Below are 16,240 nucleotides of genomic sequence, written 5' to 3' on the forward strand. Positions count from 1 at the left end.
CAGTGGGGGATGAAGGCCGACTAAGATCGCCACGTCCTAATGTCTTTGTCGACGCTAGCACGTCCTGTGTGCCCGAAAACCCCCACTGATTGAAGTTTCACTTATAATGAATCATATGATAAAAAAATAGCAGGAATTATTGTATTCTCCGTTTAGTGAATTGTTTTATAGATCATTTTGACTAGTCATCATTAGGGTGAAATTGATTCATGCATGTAGAGGGTGCGATTTTTGTAGTAAGTGCCATTGGATGGATACTTTTCCTGTTGCAATGAGAGTATATGAAGTAATTGTTTATAAATAGAAATCCAAGGTAATTACTTAGAAGTTTTATAGAGTGCAGTTGTAAGTAGGAGTTTATAACTATTTAATTATAGCTAAATATGGGTAGAGAGTAAATTATTTCAAATGGGTAATGTTGTTAGAATAGGAGATCATTTTTATGAACGAACGTTATTTTGACGGATTATTAAATATTAGGACAAGTGGGGATCAAAAGGGCTTCAATCAATCCTTTCACTACCATCGATATGAATCAACTCCATACAGTGCACTTGACCTATTATTTAACCAATATGAACTGAAAAGCAGTGACAGGCTAGTAGATTTTGGGTGTGGAAAAGGTAGATTAAACTTTTTTACAAATTATTTATTCCATTCTACAGCGGTTGGGGTGGAGATGAATGAAGGATATTATGCAGAAGCGCTTGAAAATCTTCAGAGGTATGGAAAGAAATTTAAAAATAGAAAGGATGATATTCACTTTCATTGTTGTTTAGCTGAAGAATACGAAATTGGTCCCGCGGACAATCGGTTTTATTTTTTCAATCCGTTTTCAATCCAAATTTTTATGAAGGTTATCAACAATATCTTGTTGTCTGTGGAAAAATATAAACGCGACATCGAGCTAATATTATATTATCCATCAGAGGATTATATTTATTTTTTGGAAAATCAAACTGCCTTCGATTTAATGAGAGAGATATTATTACCGGAATCTAGACATAATCCAAATGAGAGATTTTTGATTTATCGTTATTCAATTGACTAAGCTTGTTTATGGTGAGTGTTTTGGTTTTAGGTAGAGCAACGCGAAAACAAGCGCCATAGATCATTCATGGTGAGCGTTTTCGATAGAGCAACTCGAAAACAAGCGCCATAGAGCTTTTATAGTGAGGGTTTAATATTTGGTCCCACAAATAACGGTCTTTAGTCAAAAAGAAATATATCCTAGTTAATTGATGAATCATATAAGAATTTTAATTGGATTTCAGGTGAAATATTGATAAAATTCAATTAATCGAACTTTTATTAAAATAATTTATATTTACAAAGAAGGTGCCTGTTTTGGAAAAGAGATTTGAAACATTAGTTTTGCATAGTGTAGAAAAATCAAAGAAACCGATAAAAAGCAAGGTAACACCTATTTATCAAACTTCTGCGTTTACTTTTGAAGATTTAGATGACATGGAGGGGTATTACCAAGGGGAAGGGAATTACTTATATTCTCGTGTTGGCAATCCAAATACCGATGAACTTGGTCAGGCGGTTGCAGCACTCGAAGGCGCCCCTGCAGGTGTTGCCACATCATCAGGGCTTTCAGCTATATTGGCAGCGGTTCTTACCGTGCTAAAAAGCGGTGATCATATCATTGCTGCGGAAGATGTTTATGGGGGCAGCTTCCACTTATTAAAAGAAGAATTAAGTCAACTGGGGATTGAAACAACATTTGTGTCCTTCTCCAATCTGCAGCATGTGGAACAGGCTATTCAGCCAAACACAAAGCTATTGTATACAGAATCGATCACCAATCCCCTTTTAAGAGTGGAGGACATTGAAGCTGTTGTTCATTTTGCGAAAATGCATCAATTAGCTGTGCTTGTTGACAACACATTTGCAACTCCCTTACATTGCAGCCCATTTAAGCTCGGCGCAGATTTAGTCGTTCATAGTGCAACGAAATATATTGGCGGTCATAGTGACGTTACTGCCGGGGTCGTTGTCGGAAGAGCAGATTTAGTAGAAAAGGCGAAAGCGAAAGTCGTAAATCTCGGCGCAAATGTAAGTCCATTTGAAGCTTGGCTTACATGCCGTGGGCTTAAAACACTGGCCCTTCGTATGCGAACCCAAACCACTAATGCAAGAAAACTAGCTGAGGCTCTTCAGGGGAATATAAATATATCCAAGGTGTATTATCCTTTTAATGAAGCAGAGACAGGATATGGCGCAATGGTTACGATCGAGCTTTCAAAAAGTATAGATGTTAATCAATTCTTTAAATCCCTTTCATGGGTAAAATTAGTTCCGACCCTTGCCGGAGTTGAGACAACGGTTTCGCATCCTTTACTGACCTCTCACCGTGCCCTTCCACCTGAAGCAAGCGAAGCGTTAGGTATTACGAGAGAGGTCGTAAGGATCTCTGTTGGCATCGAACATCCGGAAGATATTATTGCAGCCTTTGAGCAAGCGATTAAAAATTCAATAAAATAGTTTCTGAGCAGAAACCATTCATGGCTAGAACGCTGGCCGTGAATGGTTTTTTTATATGTTTCCGAAAGTAATTCTCGCTCGCTAATTTTGTTTTGCTACGTCTCAAGTCCTATAATAATTTAAGGTTGAGGTCTATAGATGTAAGTGAAATTTTCCTGTATCTTTAAAGAAGAGAAGGAATTTTTTATAGCTGAAACCTGTATTTACTTCATACGTATATATATTAAGAATTTAAACTTTATTCAGCATTAGTCTTTCACTTCTAAAGTGATAAGATTAATGCAAACAGGTATTCAATTCAGCAGGGGGAGTTAAGCCCTAGCTGAATAAAGATAAGCCTCCGGCGGATGCCTCAGATTTTTAAGAGGAAATGATCGAGCTCGCTCGATAAAAATCTGGGCGCAAATTCGCCCAGGCGAATTTGATTTTAGGAGTCGATTAAATATGAATCAATTTTTAGCATTTCTATTACGAATGTTAATTGCTCTTCCAACATCGTCCAGTGTATGGCTGCTAAGCTATTTTGCCTTTAACCAAACATTCTGGCTCTCAGGTGCCATTGGCTTTGGGGCAGGAGTTCTTGTTTATTTAATGACAGGAATGATTCAGAAGCGAAGGTTCTTAAAAAGCCATCATTTGACAAGGAAGGAATACCAATTTATTAAGAAAAACATCGATGATGCAAAACGAAAGATTTCTCGCTTGCATAAGGCACTTTTTTCTATTCGTCATATTCCTTCTTTGAAGCAAAGAATGGAGCTAATGCGAACAACGAGAAAAATATACAGGCTAACGAAAAAGGAGCCAAAACGTTTTTACAAAGCGGAACAATTTTATTTTTCCCATTTAGATTCAGCCGTTGAGCTTTCGGAGAAATATGTGTTTTTATCCGCTCAGCCCAAGAAAACATATGAGCTCGACCAGTCACTTTATGAAACACGCCGTACCCTTGAACAGTTGACGGCTATGGTAGAAGAGGATTTATATAAAGTCATCTCAGATGATATTGACCAGCTGAACTTCGAAATTGATGTCGCCAAGCATACAATTAAAACCATAAAGGATTCACGAATTATCGATGAAAGCAGGAGATTAAAATGAGTGAGCACAATCCATCTCTTTTAAAAAACACAAGCAGTACAAACTTAATGGATGATCTGCTATCTAATCCATTTGGGGAAAATCTTGAGCTGACTAGCAAAAATGAACCGATAAAAGAAAAACCTGTTAAGCTGATTGACGTGATTCCAGAAGAAAATAGACAAATGGCATACGAGCTTGCTAAGCAAATTGATCCGACAAATCATCAGGCGATGATCTCTTACGGGACGCCTGCACAGTCAAAGCTATTGTCCTTCTCCAACTCGATGCTCGAACAAGTCCAAAAAAAGGACATCGGGGAAGTAGGGGAAATCATTAGTGAATTAATGATGAAATTTAATGAAGTGAATCCAGATGATTTGAAGGGGGAGAAATCATCCTTTCTTTCACGTATGTTTGGCAGAATCTCAAGCTCGATACAAGAGACTTTGTCCAGATACCAGAAAACTGGCGCACAAATTGACAGAATTAGCGTAAAGCTTGAACGCAGCAAAAATATCCTGCTTTCAGATGTGGTCATGCTTGAAAGGCTTTATGAGAATAACAAAGAATATTTCCATGCCTTAAATGTCTATATTGCAGCGGGTGAAATTAAGCTCGAGGAATTGCATGATGTAACGATTCCAGCATTAAGGAAAAAAGCCGAAGAGTCGAACGACCAAATGAAGTTCCAAGAAGTCAATGATATGATTCAGTTCGCAGACAGGCTAGATAAACGACTCTATGATTTGAAATTAAGCCGAGAAATTACGATTCAGAGCGCTCCGCAAATCCGTCTAATTCAAAATACGAATCAGGCGCTTGTTGAAAAGATCCAATCGTCTATTATGACTGCTATCCCGTTGTGGAAAAATCAAGTAGCCATTGCCCTAACGCTGATTAGGCAACGCCATGCGGTAGAGGCACAAAAGCAAGTGTCTAAGACAACGAATGAGCTCTTGTTGAAAAACGCTGAAATGTTAAAAACGAACACCATTGAGACTGCAAGAGAAAATGAACGTGGCATTGTTGATATTGAAACATTAAAGAAAACTCAAGAAAATTTAATTTCTACACTGGAAGAGACTTTAAGAATTCAGGAGGAAGGACGCCAGAAGCGCCGCCTAGCTGAGCAAGAGCTGGCAACAATGGAAAGCGACTTAAGACAAAAACTGCTTGAAATCAAAGGATAAATATAGCCTTTAAAAAGGAAGAAGATCTACTAATCAAACGCTTGATTAATAGATCTTCTTTTATTAATTAGTTGTTTGTTCTACACTTTTTTCATTCGTTACTGGTAATTTGATTAGGACCTCTGTTCCTTCATTTATTTTACTATTGAATACGATTGAACCATTATGAGATTGCACAATCTTGTAGCTGACAGTCAGACCTAATCCTGTTCCTTTTTCTTTGGAAGAATAAAACGGCTCGCCGATTTTTTCCAGCCGTTTTTCAGAAATACCACAGCCCTTATCCTTCACAAAAATGGGGACTTCGCCATTCTCTTCCGGTTTTAAATAGACGTCCACTTTTCCTTTGCTTGGGGATGCCTCAATGGCATTCTTGATGATATTGATAAAAAGCTGCTTTAATTGATTTGGTTCGCAGTCTATCGTATATTCTTGAATATCTGAAATAAAATCAATTTGGACATTATATAAATTGGCATCAGATTGAAGCAATGAAATGACCTCAAATAGAATGAGATGGATATCGGCACGGGTAAACTGGACCTGCTGGGGCTTAGCCAACAGGAGCAGCTCCCCAGCTATATAATTAATTCGGTTTAATTCGTCTAGCATAATTTTATGATATAAATGATCTTTTTCGTTCTCTTTCTGAAGCAGTTGAACAAATCCGATGAGCGAGGTAAGCGGATTGCGAATTTCATGTGCCACACTTGCAGCTAGTTCACCAACAACGGACAGCTTTTCTGTTCGTCTTAGTCTTTCCTCCGTTTGCCTAATATGGGTGACATCCTTTCCGTAACCGAAAATCCCATCGATTGTCCCATTTACGATGATCGGAAGATTCGTGCATTGCAATGTGATGATTTCGCCGTTCTTATGGGGCAGCTTAAGCTCATACTTTTGAACACATTCTCCTTTTAGGATATTAGAAATCGCCTTTTGGATTGCCTTTTGTCCTTCTAATGGCAGCGAGTCTTTAATATTTTTGCCAATTATTCTTTGATCATCATAGCCAGTAACAGCTTTAAATTGCGGATTTACATTTGTTATGATCCCGTTCAAATTGAGCATAAAAACAATATCAGGATTATATTCAAAAAGGGATTTATACTTTTGCCTGCTTCTTTTTAGCAGGTTTTCAACGATCTTTCTTTCTGTTATATCTCTTCCAATAATGACAAGCCCCCTGCGGCTTCCGTCTTCATGAAAGAGAGGGACTTTAATCGTGTCAAACGTTTTTTGCAGACCATTCGGAAGAGGGATGACTTCCTCAATACGTGTAATCCCTTTATTCTTCCAAGCCTCTTCATCCGATACCTCACAGTAGATTAACGCGTCCCGGTAAAACTCTGTGTATTCCGCTAGTTCCGAGTCCTTTTTTCCTTTGTAATCTACATCCTCAAGCTGAAATAATTTTAAGCCAAATTCATTGGCTTCGATCCAGCGCCCTTCCCCGTCCTTGAAGTTCACGAAGTCAACCATTGAGTTGATAAGGGTTGATAATCGCCTTTCTTCTCCTTTAAGTTTGTTTGATCGTTCCATCTTTTCCATAAAATAATAAAATAGCCAGCCGGTTGTAAGTATATAAAGCAGTTCCTTCATTCTTTCGATCGTATTGATAAGTGAAGAAGGCTGAAATTGACTAAGAAGATAGTTGGTGCCAAAAATCCAAATAATACTTATCATTATGTATAGGATAAAGAGTTTCTTTTTGTTCATTTGATTCGTGTAACTCCTGTTCCATACCCGAATGGAGAAAATAATCATTCCATTTCCCTATGTTCGTAATGGTATAGTTATAACTAGAAAAATAAATTTCCAGTCCATAAACATTTTATCCTAGTTTGATAGACAGTAAAAGACAAAAAAAATTACTGGAGTGACATTATATTGTATTTAACCATTGAAGAAACAGCAGAATATTTATCTGTCTCAGTAACATATGTGGAGAACTTAATTTTACAAGGAAAAGTTCGAGTCTTACATGATAGTGAAGGGGCGGTATTGGTCTATAGGGATCAGTTTAAGACACATTTTGAACAGCTGGAGAAATATAAAAATTTAGTCAAGGAATTGGAAAATGAACCAATTCCAGAGGATCGAGATATTAAAGACGAGGACTAGAGTTTTCTTCCCTTCATGAAGTCCATAATAGTAGAGAAGAATAGGGCTGAATTGTATAAGTCACATTATTTTACAAAGAGCCTTTATTTAGTTAATCTAATATTATGAAATTATATTTAGGAGGAAACAAGTTATGTACGATATTACAATAATTGGAGCAGGGCCAGCAGGAGGAAGTGCGGCATTATTCGCTGCTAAAGCAGGAAAAAAGGTATTAGTCATTGATAATGATAAAAGTGTAACGAAGCGTGCATGGTTAGAGAACCATTATGGCGTGCTTGAGATTTCAGGTCCAGATTTAGTCGAGGTTGGGAAGAAGCAGGCTGCTAAATTCGGTGCTGAAATTGTTGAAGCATCCGTTGAAAATATTGAAAAGTCAGAGGCTGGATTCGCGGTTCAAACAGATAATCAGACATATGAATCTAAGCATGTGATTCTCGCAACAGGCTTTTTAACAGATCTTGCCGAAAAAGCAGGATTAAAAACAAAAGATGGTACAGAACCGAGAGTTAAAACGATTTTTGATGTGGATGCAGCCGGAAAAACGAATATTGATGGAATATGGGCAGCAGGCACTGCTGCAGGGGTAAGCGTGCACACGATCATCACAGCAGGAGACGGCGCAAAAGTTGCCATTAATGTGATTAGTGAGTTAAATGGTGAACGTTATGTTGACCACGATGTTTTAAAATAATTTGGATGAGCCAGCCTTTAATGGGCTGGCTTTTTTCGTGCTTATTTTTCGATAAAGCTGCAAGTCATGCTTTATTACCCGTGTCTTTTATCCTAAGTTAAACAAAAATGGAAAAAATAGCTTATTTGTCCTACCTCGGAGTAGTTACAAATTCCCTTCCTTAATATTTAGAATAGTTTAATATTTTTATTAATCTATGTCTTAGGAGGGATTCTATGAAAAAACCATTATTATCTATGGCGTTAGCAACCACATTAGCCTTTGGTGCGGTCGGCACTTCGGCTGTATTTGCGAAGCCGAATGAAGTTGGACAAGCTCAGCCAGTTAATGTATTTGATCACAAAGTCATCGATAAGATTAATGCAGAAAATATTTATAAAAATATTGAACATTTATCTAAAACACCACGTGTGGCTGGTACAGAAGCTGAGGAACAAGCAGTCAAGTATATTAAAGAACAATTCGAGTCATATGGATATGATGTTGAATTACAGCCGTTTACTTTTTATGGCTATACACCTCCAAGTTCGATTGAATTGAACGTAAATGGCTATGATGGAGTGCTTAAACCAAGTTCTTTTACATACACAGTAAGCGGCAATGTTTCGGGTGATCTTGTTTATGCAAACTTAGGAAAGAAAGAGGAGCTTGCCAATACAGATCTGACTGGAAAAATTGCTCTCATCAAACGTGGTGATATTAGTTTCGCTGAAAAAGTGTTAAATGCGGCTGAAAAAGGTGCTGCAGGAGTTATTATTTTTAATAATACGGGCGGTGCAGTAAACGGAACGCTTGGCGAAGCCAATGATAAATATGTTCCGGCTGTCTCTTTAACGCAAGCGGAGGGCGAGGCACTTCTTGCTAAGCTAAATGCAGGAACCGAATTAAGGACAAGCTTGAAAATTGAGGGTGCTAAAGCGGGAGAAAGTCTTTCCCATAACGTAATCGCTACGAAAAAACCGACAAATAAACAAAAAGATACCGGTAAAGTAATTGTCGTTGGGGCTCACCACGATTCAGTTGCAGGTGCACCAGGAGCAAATGATGATGCCTCCGGAACGGCAACGACACTTGAGCTCGCGCGTGTATTTAAAAACGTGCCGACTGATACAGAAATTAAATTTATTACATTTGGCGCGGAAGAGCTTGGATTAATTGGCTCAACCTACTATGTTAACAATCTATCAGATGACGAACAAGAGCGCACGATTGCTAACTTTAACCTTGATATGGTTGGAAGCAGGGATGCGGGAGATTTAGTCTTGCTTACTCTTGATGGGAAGCCTAACCTAGTGACTGAGCTTGCCCAGGCTTCAAGCACAAGACTTAACGGAGAACCAACTCCATATGGCCAAGGCGGACGCAGTGATCATGTTCCATTTGCTGAAGCTGGAATCCCGGCAGCCTTATTCATCCACAGCCCATCTGAGCCTTGGTACCATACACCTGAAGATTCCATTGATAAAATCAGCAAAGAAAAGCTTCAGGATGTAGCAGAGATTGTGGGAGCAGCAGTTTATGACCTAGCTCGGTTCGACAACATGGGACCAAAGCCGAAAAAAGGCCCTAAAGTAAAAGCTGATAAAGATCAGCGCCATGAGCAGAATATCCAATAGTATTGAATAATGAAGTCAGTTCTCTATTAGGAGAGCTGGCTTTTTTATTCATGGATTCAAATAAAATGATTTTGTAAAGATTTCCATGCTAAAATAGGTTTAATTATGTGAAAGCTAAGGAAGAAGGAAATCATTTTGAAAAATATACAAACCTATCTTTTGCTAATAGCGATTATGATGGCTTGGGGATTTAATGTGCCAGTTGTCAAGATACTTGTAGGTTATTTTCCGCCCGTTACCATTACCTCTTTGCGAATTTTTACGGCAGGGATCTCAGTCTTTCTCATTATGGGTTTGATGCGGAAAATTCGAAGGCCGAATAAGGAAGAATGGAAGTTTATTATTTTTGGCTGCTTGTTCAACGTGGTCGGCCATCATTTCTTCTTATCAGTAGGTCTTACGAATACAACAGCTACAAATGGGGCCCTCATTTTAGGAACAGGCCCATTATTAACGGCCATTCTTTCGTCAGTTATCCTGCGTAATCGGGCAACGTGGATTCAAATTCTAGGATTCCTATTTGGAAGTGCAGGGGTTTCCTTTATCGTTTTATCTGGTGAAGGAGGGTTATCAGGTCTTTCGATAGGTGACTTACATATATTCTTTTCGATTCTTTCACAAGCCCTAAGCTTTATTCTTATTAGCAAGGCAGCGAAATCAATGGATCCACGGCTTTTAACCGGATATATGCTGGTCTTGGGAAGTGTTCTTTTATTTTTTATTAGTTTGTGGCAGGAGCCAAAAGGGTTTGAAGGGTTATTCGGAGCCCCTATCCTCCTATGGGTTGCCTTCTTTTCATCGGCATTGCTTTCAACAGCCTTGGGGCATATGTTTTATAATGCAGCAATTAAAAAAATCGGACCTGCAGAAGCATCCATTTTCATTAATTTAAGTACGTTTTTCTCATTAGTTGGTTCGGCTGTTCTTCTGGGAGAAATCATCACCTCAACCCACTTATTAGGTTTGCTATTCATTGTTTCCGGTGTTGTTCTTGGATCAGGTGCATTGGAGGAATTGCTCCGGAAACGGAAGAAAAGGGGAATGGGGCAGACACAAAACGCCAAAAAGGGATTCCTCTAAGGAGGTAATCCCTTTTGCCGTTTCAATAACCTTTGTGGTAATCAACTAAATTAATTAGCAGCTTCTCGTCTTTTAAATAGCTTTTTAAATTTGGGATCAAAATATCTTTAATGACCCGTTTATCATAATTCTCAGTCGATCCTGCTGTATGTGGTGTGATGATCACATTTTCAATTTCCCATAAAGGACTCTCTTCACTAAGAGGCTCTTTCTCAAATACATCTAAGCCTGCACCAGCGATTTTTCCTTCAATTAGAGCCTTGATAAGCTCTGATTCTACAACAATATCGCCTCGTCCAATATTAATGAAGAAGGATGAAGGCTTCATGAGGCCAAATTGTTCTTTTCCAAATAAATGCTTTGTTTCCTCCGTTAGCGGAAGCGTTACAACTACATAGTCACATATAGGTAATACTTCATTTATCTGATCGAGCGAATACATCGTATCAACATGTTCTTCGGGTAAGTCAGAACGGCGGAATCCTAAAACATTCATGCCAAATGCCTTGGCAATTTTGGCTGTTTCCTTGCCAATGGCCCCTACCCCAAAGAGACCCATTGTTTTGCCATGCAGTTCAAGCTTTAACCCAGAATGATGCCATGTTTTTGTTTGCTGATTTTTCACATATGTATGTATTTTTCTAGTAAGCCCGAGCATCAGTGCAAAGATAGTCTCGGAAATTGGGAAGGAATGAACCCCATTGGCCGATGTTAACTGGATATGACGATTATTGAATTCTTTCAAAGGCATGCTATTTATACCTGCAGACCAAGATTGAACCCAACGCAGCTTAGAATCATGGGATAGCACATGTTCAGTTAATTCTTTTTTCCAGCCTGCAATAATTTCCGCTTCTTGTATATGATCTTGCCAAACTGTATTATCTTTTCCAACAATAAGCTCCCAGTCTGGAATAACTTCTTTTATGGCTTCAACTAAATCCTCACTTAAATTTTGGGTAACGATTAGCTTTCGTTTCTCCACAAAGACTCCCCCTAATTCATGATATGTATATCATAGCAAAAAAAGGAGGTTCCAATAAGGATAAATAGTTCCGTGGAGAAAAGCTGAGCATTCATTTTTTCAAATATGCTAGTTGAAGAAATAAATGCGGACATAAAATCCGTTATTTTCATTAAATGACCTTAATTTATAGGCTAAGCGGACACTGTGTACGTTATTTATGAAAAACAGAAAGAAATGACTGCTTTTTACAAAATAGAGGAACCTATGTCCGCAAACATAGGGAATTCCCTTATTTTTGTATAAATAAGGGAACTGGTGTCCGCCAAGCTTCAAAGGAAAAAATTAATGTCGAGGTGGGGTATACGAATGAAAAGAGAATTCCTGTCAAAAAAACAAAGAGCCCTTTTAAAAGGCTCTTTGTAGAGTCATGAAGACAGATTATGATAAAAATTCTTGGGGATTTAACCCTAATTCCATACAGATTTCTGAAACGATCTGCTTTTCACTAGGATCGAAATGACCGTCTGCATAGCCAAGTGCGATACAATAACGAGCAACAAGGCGAGCAATTTCAGGCTTCGATCTGACACGTCCTAAAGCTCTAAATGCCTCGGCACGCCCGATAATAGAATCACGTTCGATTTTTTGGACGAAGTAATTAAATTGCTGCATCACTTTGTTTGTATCAAAAACGCGCAATTCTTCGCTTTGATTGACAAATTCCATCATTTTTTGTCGCTCGGATGGGTCCAGTCTTCCATCTGCTAATGATACGAGTGCACATGCGGCAACAACAGCATCCATAACATCCTGGCTTTTATAGCGGGCAAATAATTCTTGAGCTTTTCTTTTTTGCTGATTGGCCCATTGTGTATAATCAGTTTGATTAGGAGACCAGACGTTTCCACAGCTGTTGCATGTGAATTTAAGCTGATTTTTTCCAATAAAACCACCCAATAACCCGATAGGACCAAGAATTAACCCGCCAATTGCTGCCTTTCCCAGACCAAAGCCTTTCTCACCAGTTCTTACATTCGAAGATCCACATCGGGTACAATTAATATTGTCTCCGCCATAAGATTGCCCTGAGGAATATCCTTGACCATATGTAGGCTGATTATAGCTCGCCTGCTGTCCATAGGCTTGCTGATTGTAAGGCTGATTCTGATGCCCAGATTGATTATAGCTTGGTTGATTATAAGAAGGACTGTGTGTATTTGTTTGACCGAAAGTCGGTTGATTATAGGATGTATGTTGTTGGCCTGAAAATGATTGTGCTTGCTGAGAGCTTCCGTATGTTTGATTGATGGGCGGAGCTTGATAAGCAGGTTGTGCAGGAGCAGGCTCATCATCTACATGAACGCCAAAATTTCTGCAAAGTGCGGCTAACCCGCCTTGAAAGCCACTTGCAATGGCATTGAATTTCCACTCTCCGTTATGGCGATATAGTTCAGCTGCCACAATGGCCGTTTCTACTGTAAAATCACGTCCTAGGTCGAAACGAATTAATTCCTCATTTGTCATAGCGTTAAAAATTCTCACATAGGCATTAGAAACTTGTCCGAAGTTTTGCTGTTTTACATGTGCATCATGGATTGTGATGGTGAATGCAATTCGGTGAATAGAAGGAGGAACTTTATTTAATTCGATTGTAATTTGTTCATCATCACTGGCACCAGCTCCGGTGCGATTATCGCCGCTGTAAATAACCGAACCATTTCCGCCTCTAGGATTATTATAGAATACAAAATCCATGTCGCTTTGGACCTTGCCAGAAGGGCCAACTAAAAATGCTGAGGCATCCAAATCATATTGTGAATGACTGTGGCTAACATCCCAGCCCAAACCAGCCACTACAGCCTCAAGACCTGGATGAGCCTTTGTTAAATCAACTTTCTGTCCTTTTCGTAACGTAACACCCACTTTAAAAACCACTCCAATCCCTATAGATTCATATAATTAAGTAACTTTTCTCTGAATTTTAATTTCAATTATTATTATAATGCAGAATGGAATCAAAAGGAAAATGATAACATCCTGGCTTTTATTTTAAATGGTATACAGTGAGTTTTATGCAAAAAATGAACGCAGTCAACCATAAAGGAGATGCTTTCATTTTTTTAGATTCCTATAGAAAAAAGGGCACCAAAGAGCGCGATGTTTCCAAAATTTTTAGGCTTCCATGGAAAACTGGAAACAAAGAGCATAATGCCTCCAAATTTTTCAGATTCCTAAGAAAAATGGCCAGGCTCTAATCCGAGGCTGACCATTTTGAGATTATTATATGGAAAAGTGAGAGTTAGATAGTCTTGAAATGCAAACCGACTTTTACCAAAGTGAAGGCTTTACAACCATTAGCCAGAGCATGACCATTAATAGGATTAAATAAAGCCAGGTTGATTTTAAAAGCTTTTGGACAAGCTGCTGTGTATCTTGTCCAGGCTCATGAAATCTTCGGAAAATAGGAGTAAAAGCCCTGGCTAGAAAAAATACGGAACCAAACATTACAGCTAACGTTGCAATAATCCATGATGTTTTCCACGTCCAATGCCCCATAGCTATGAGTAATGCACCACTCCCGACAAGGAGATGTCCGGCGTGCTTCACAAGCCGGACAGAATAGCGGAATATATCCAAGTAGGCTAGCTGGACTTCATGTTCGGCTGCCCGCAATTTTTTCGCAATCGGAATTAAAACGAAAAATGGACCAATGGATAGAACAGCACTGCCTACATGGATGTATAGGATGAAGCGGTATAGTGTATCCATGAAAAATTTGATTATTCCGAGACTGGACGGAACTCATGCACCCATACTCTCATTTGTGGCAGCCATGGCATGCCAGGGTGATAGGATAGAATGGATTGCTTATAATCTTCAACGGTTTCATATCCTTCTTGCTTGGCATGCTCATCCGTTAATTCACCTAAAGATTGTGAATATACTTTTTCAACGACAAATTTATGACCTTGAAGATCCATAATCTCACCAACGTCTGCATAGCGGCCATTGCGGCGCGTAGCCGTTTTCTTTCCTGCTAACACCAATTCAATGTCTGCTGGTAAAGTGATTAGTCGCTCAATTGTACAGGTTTTTGGCGGCAGTGTTTGATTTTCATTTTCGTTTGTCATTATGGGTTCCTCCCTTTGATGTGTTAAAAGTGCAAAAATGTGCTACTCATTATAGCTTAAATGAACTTTTTAGCGAAACGATACGGTTAAATACGTGTTTCTCAGCCGTTGAATGCTTTGGATCCACGTTAAAATAGCCATGACGGAAAAATTGGAATTTGTCCTGTGCTTTAACATCCTTCATATTAGGTTCAATAAAGCCTTGAACGATTTCAAGCGAATTTGGATTTACATAATCCAAAAACGTCTTTTCTTCTGCAGAATCGTCCATTGCTCCTGCTTCCAATTCTGAATCAAGAATTAATGGCTCATATAAACGAAATTCAGCTGGAATGGCATGTTTAGCATCAACCCAGTGAAGAGTTCCTTTCACTTTACGTCCTGTAAAGCCTGTCCCGCTTTTTGTTTCAGGATCATATGTGCAGTGAATTTCAACCACTTGGCCGTTTTCATCTTTAATCACATCATTACACTTAATGAAATAAGCATGCTTTAGACGGACCTCATTACCTGGGTAAAGTCGGAAATATTTGCTTGGCGGGTCTTCCATGAAGTCATCCTGCTCAATATAAATTTCTCGGGAGAATGGAATTTGTCGTATACCCATTTCCTCATTTTCTGGATTAATTTCCGCATCAAGCATTTCGACTTGATCTTCCGGATAATTGGTTATGACTACTTTAAGCGGGTTCAATACGCCCATTGTTCGTGGTGCAGTCAGCTTTAAATCTTCTCTGACAAAATGCTCAAGCATAGCCTCATCAACTGCGCCATAACCTTTGGAAATGCCTGTTGCCTTAACAAATTCGCGAATAGCTCCGGGTGTAAAACCTTTTCTTCTTAGTCCAGAAATCGTCGGCATACGCGGATCGTCCCAGCCATCAACAAAGCCTTCGTCCACAAGCTGCTTAAGCTTTCTTTTACTCATAACTGTATTCGTAATGTTAAGACGCCCGAATTCAATCTGCTGCGGCTTGCTTTTCGTTTCACATTCTTCAATAACCCAATTATAAAGAGGACGCTGATCCTCAAATTCAGTCGTACAAATGGAATGAGTGACGTCTTCAATCGCATCCTCTAATGGATGGGCGAAGGAGTACATAGGGTAAATGCACCATTTGTCCCCAGTATTATGGTGTGAAGCATGAGAAATTCGATAAATGACAGGATCACGCATATTCAAATTCGGCGAAGCCATATCAATTTTTGCACGCAGCACCTTGCTGCCATTTTCAAATTCGCCATTACGCATCCGTTCGAATAAATCTAGATTTTCTTCTACCGGACGATTGCGATAAGGACTTTCCTTTCCTGGCTCTGTCAGGGTGCCGCGGTATTCACGGATTTCTTCCTGAGATAAATCATCTACATAGGCCTTCCCTTTTTTGATAAGTAGAACTGCACGATCATACATTTCCTCAAAATAGTCGGAGGCAAAGCGGAGATCATCCCACTCATAGCCAAGCCATGCTACATCGTTCTTAATAGAATCAACATATTCCTGATCTTCTTTTAATGGGTTGGTATCATCGAATCGCAAGTGTGTCTTTCCGTTAAACTCATCGGCGAGACCAAAGTTAATGACAATGGACTTCGCATGACCGATATGAAGATACCCGTTCGGTTCGGGAGGAAAACGAGTAATGATTTCTTTATGTTTTCCTGATTCCAAATCCTCGATAATAATATTTTTAATAAAGTTTGACGAATTTTGTTCCAAACCGGTATCAGCCTTTCTATATGTAGGTAGTTAATTCTTATTTTACTGTTATTACCCAAGTAAATCAATCGAAGGGAATAACCTTAGCATCTATGATGAATTAGACCTGCTGAAATTGTAATCATAATGAATTTTGCTTAGAATG

Annotated in this window: 14 protein-coding genes; 8 read left to right on the forward strand and 6 right to left on the reverse strand. The window is 39.0% G+C overall.

Features of this window, described 5'->3' with window-relative positions:
• The first annotated feature begins 442 nt into the window (after positions 1-442).
• The 4 genes from V7122_RS20055 (at position 443) to V7122_RS20070 (ending at position 4,763) form a co-directional block, all read left to right on the forward strand.
• On the forward strand, positions 443-1,051 hold the full coding sequence (locus V7122_RS20055; RefSeq protein ID WP_335528585.1) for an SAM-dependent methyltransferase: 609 nt from the start codon (positions 443-445) through the stop codon (positions 1,049-1,051).
• A gap of 296 nt (positions 1,052-1,347) precedes the next feature.
• Positions 1,348-2,490, forward strand: coding sequence for a trans-sulfuration enzyme family protein (locus tag V7122_RS20060; RefSeq protein ID WP_335353673.1), 1,143 nt, complete (start codon positions 1,348-1,350; stop codon positions 2,488-2,490).
• Positions 2,491-2,934: 444 nt separating this feature from the next.
• On the forward strand, positions 2,935-3,591 hold the full coding sequence (locus tag V7122_RS20065; RefSeq protein WP_335528588.1) for a 5-bromo-4-chloroindolyl phosphate hydrolysis family protein: 657 nt from the start codon (positions 2,935-2,937) through the stop codon (positions 3,589-3,591).
• Positions 3,588-4,763 carry a toxic anion resistance protein gene (locus V7122_RS20070; RefSeq protein ID WP_335487437.1) on the forward strand — a complete coding sequence of 392 codons (1,176 nt, stop codon included), beginning with the start codon at positions 3,588-3,590 and terminating at the stop codon, positions 4,761-4,763. The genes V7122_RS20065 and V7122_RS20070 overlap by 4 nt, the downstream gene beginning before the upstream one ends.
• A gap of 63 nt (positions 4,764-4,826) precedes the next feature.
• Here V7122_RS20070 and V7122_RS20075 read toward each other — a convergent pair whose 3' ends face one another.
• A complete protein-coding gene (locus V7122_RS20075; RefSeq protein ID WP_335528591.1) occupies positions 4,827-6,482 on the reverse strand; it encodes a PAS domain S-box protein in 1,656 nt (551 codons plus the stop codon).
• Between the two features lie 171 nt (positions 6,483-6,653).
• Here V7122_RS20075 and V7122_RS20080 point away from each other — a divergent pair, with 171 nt between their 5' ends.
• The 4 genes from V7122_RS20080 (at position 6,654) to V7122_RS20095 (ending at position 10,277) form a co-directional block, all read left to right on the forward strand.
• Positions 6,654-6,887, forward strand: coding sequence for an excisionase family DNA-binding protein (locus V7122_RS20080; RefSeq protein WP_335346412.1), 234 nt, complete (start codon positions 6,654-6,656; stop codon positions 6,885-6,887).
• Positions 6,888-7,020: 133 nt separating this feature from the next.
• A complete protein-coding gene (locus tag V7122_RS20085; protein WP_335487445.1) occupies positions 7,021-7,581 on the forward strand; it encodes an FAD-dependent oxidoreductase in 561 nt (186 codons plus the stop codon).
• A 215-nt stretch (positions 7,582-7,796) separates the two neighbouring features.
• Positions 7,797-9,197 (forward strand): M28 family peptidase, encoded by a 1,401-nt coding sequence (locus V7122_RS20090; RefSeq protein WP_335528593.1) that lies wholly within the window; start codon positions 7,797-7,799, stop codon positions 9,195-9,197.
• Between the two features lie 135 nt (positions 9,198-9,332).
• A complete protein-coding gene (locus V7122_RS20095; protein WP_335487450.1) occupies positions 9,333-10,277 on the forward strand; it encodes a DMT family transporter in 945 nt (314 codons plus the stop codon).
• A 22-nt stretch (positions 10,278-10,299) separates the two neighbouring features.
• Here V7122_RS20095 and V7122_RS20100 read toward each other — a convergent pair whose 3' ends face one another.
• From V7122_RS20100 to V7122_RS20120, 5 genes are all read right to left on the reverse strand, one after another.
• Positions 10,300-11,262: a D-2-hydroxyacid dehydrogenase gene (locus tag V7122_RS20100; protein WP_335487453.1), complete on the reverse strand. Its 963-nt coding sequence runs from the start codon at positions 11,260-11,262 to the stop codon at positions 10,300-10,302.
• Positions 11,263-11,682: 420 nt separating this feature from the next.
• Positions 11,683-13,167 (reverse strand): TerD family protein, encoded by a 1,485-nt coding sequence (locus V7122_RS20105; protein WP_335528595.1) that lies wholly within the window; start codon positions 13,165-13,167, stop codon positions 11,683-11,685.
• A 405-nt stretch (positions 13,168-13,572) separates the two neighbouring features.
• The gene (locus V7122_RS20110) at positions 13,573-14,013 is read right to left on the reverse strand and encodes a hypothetical protein (protein ID WP_335528597.1); all 441 of its coding nucleotides are present in this window, start codon (positions 14,011-14,013) and stop codon (positions 13,573-13,575) included.
• Between the two features lie 11 nt (positions 14,014-14,024).
• Positions 14,025-14,375, reverse strand: coding sequence for an ASCH domain-containing protein (locus V7122_RS20115; protein WP_335346418.1), 351 nt, complete (start codon positions 14,373-14,375; stop codon positions 14,025-14,027).
• Positions 14,376-14,424: 49 nt separating this feature from the next.
• Complete coding sequence (locus V7122_RS20120) at positions 14,425-16,095, reverse strand: glutamine--tRNA ligase/YqeY domain fusion protein (protein ID WP_335528598.1); 1,671 nt, start codon at positions 16,093-16,095, stop codon at positions 14,425-14,427.
• Between the last annotated feature and the right edge of the window lie 145 nt (positions 16,096-16,240).

Source organism: Bacillus sp. JJ1532 (assembly GCF_036965085.1).
Classification (GTDB): domain Bacteria; phylum Bacillota; class Bacilli; order Bacillales; family Cytobacillaceae; genus Cytobacillus.

Coding starts and splice junctions, on each gene's coding strand:
- V7122_RS20070 (WP_335487437.1), top strand. CDS start 3,588: ATGAGTGAGCACAATCCATCTCTTTTAAAAAACACAAGCAGTACAAAC.
- V7122_RS20115 (WP_335346418.1), bottom strand. CDS start 14,375: ATGACAAACGAAAATGAAAATCAAACACTGCCGCCAAAAACCTGTACA.
- V7122_RS20075 (WP_335528591.1), bottom strand. CDS start 6,482: ATGAACAAAAAGAAACTCTTTATCCTATACATAATGATAAGTATTATT.
- V7122_RS20110 (WP_335528597.1), bottom strand. CDS start 14,013: ATGGATACACTATACCGCTTCATCCTATACATCCATGTAGGCAGTGCT.
- V7122_RS20065 (WP_335528588.1), top strand. CDS start 2,935: ATGAATCAATTTTTAGCATTTCTATTACGAATGTTAATTGCTCTTCCA.
- V7122_RS20085 (WP_335487445.1), top strand. CDS start 7,021: ATGTACGATATTACAATAATTGGAGCAGGGCCAGCAGGAGGAAGTGCG.
- V7122_RS20090 (WP_335528593.1), top strand. CDS start 7,797: ATGAAAAAACCATTATTATCTATGGCGTTAGCAACCACATTAGCCTTT.
- V7122_RS20055 (WP_335528585.1), top strand. CDS start 443: ATGAACGAACGTTATTTTGACGGATTATTAAATATTAGGACAAGTGGG.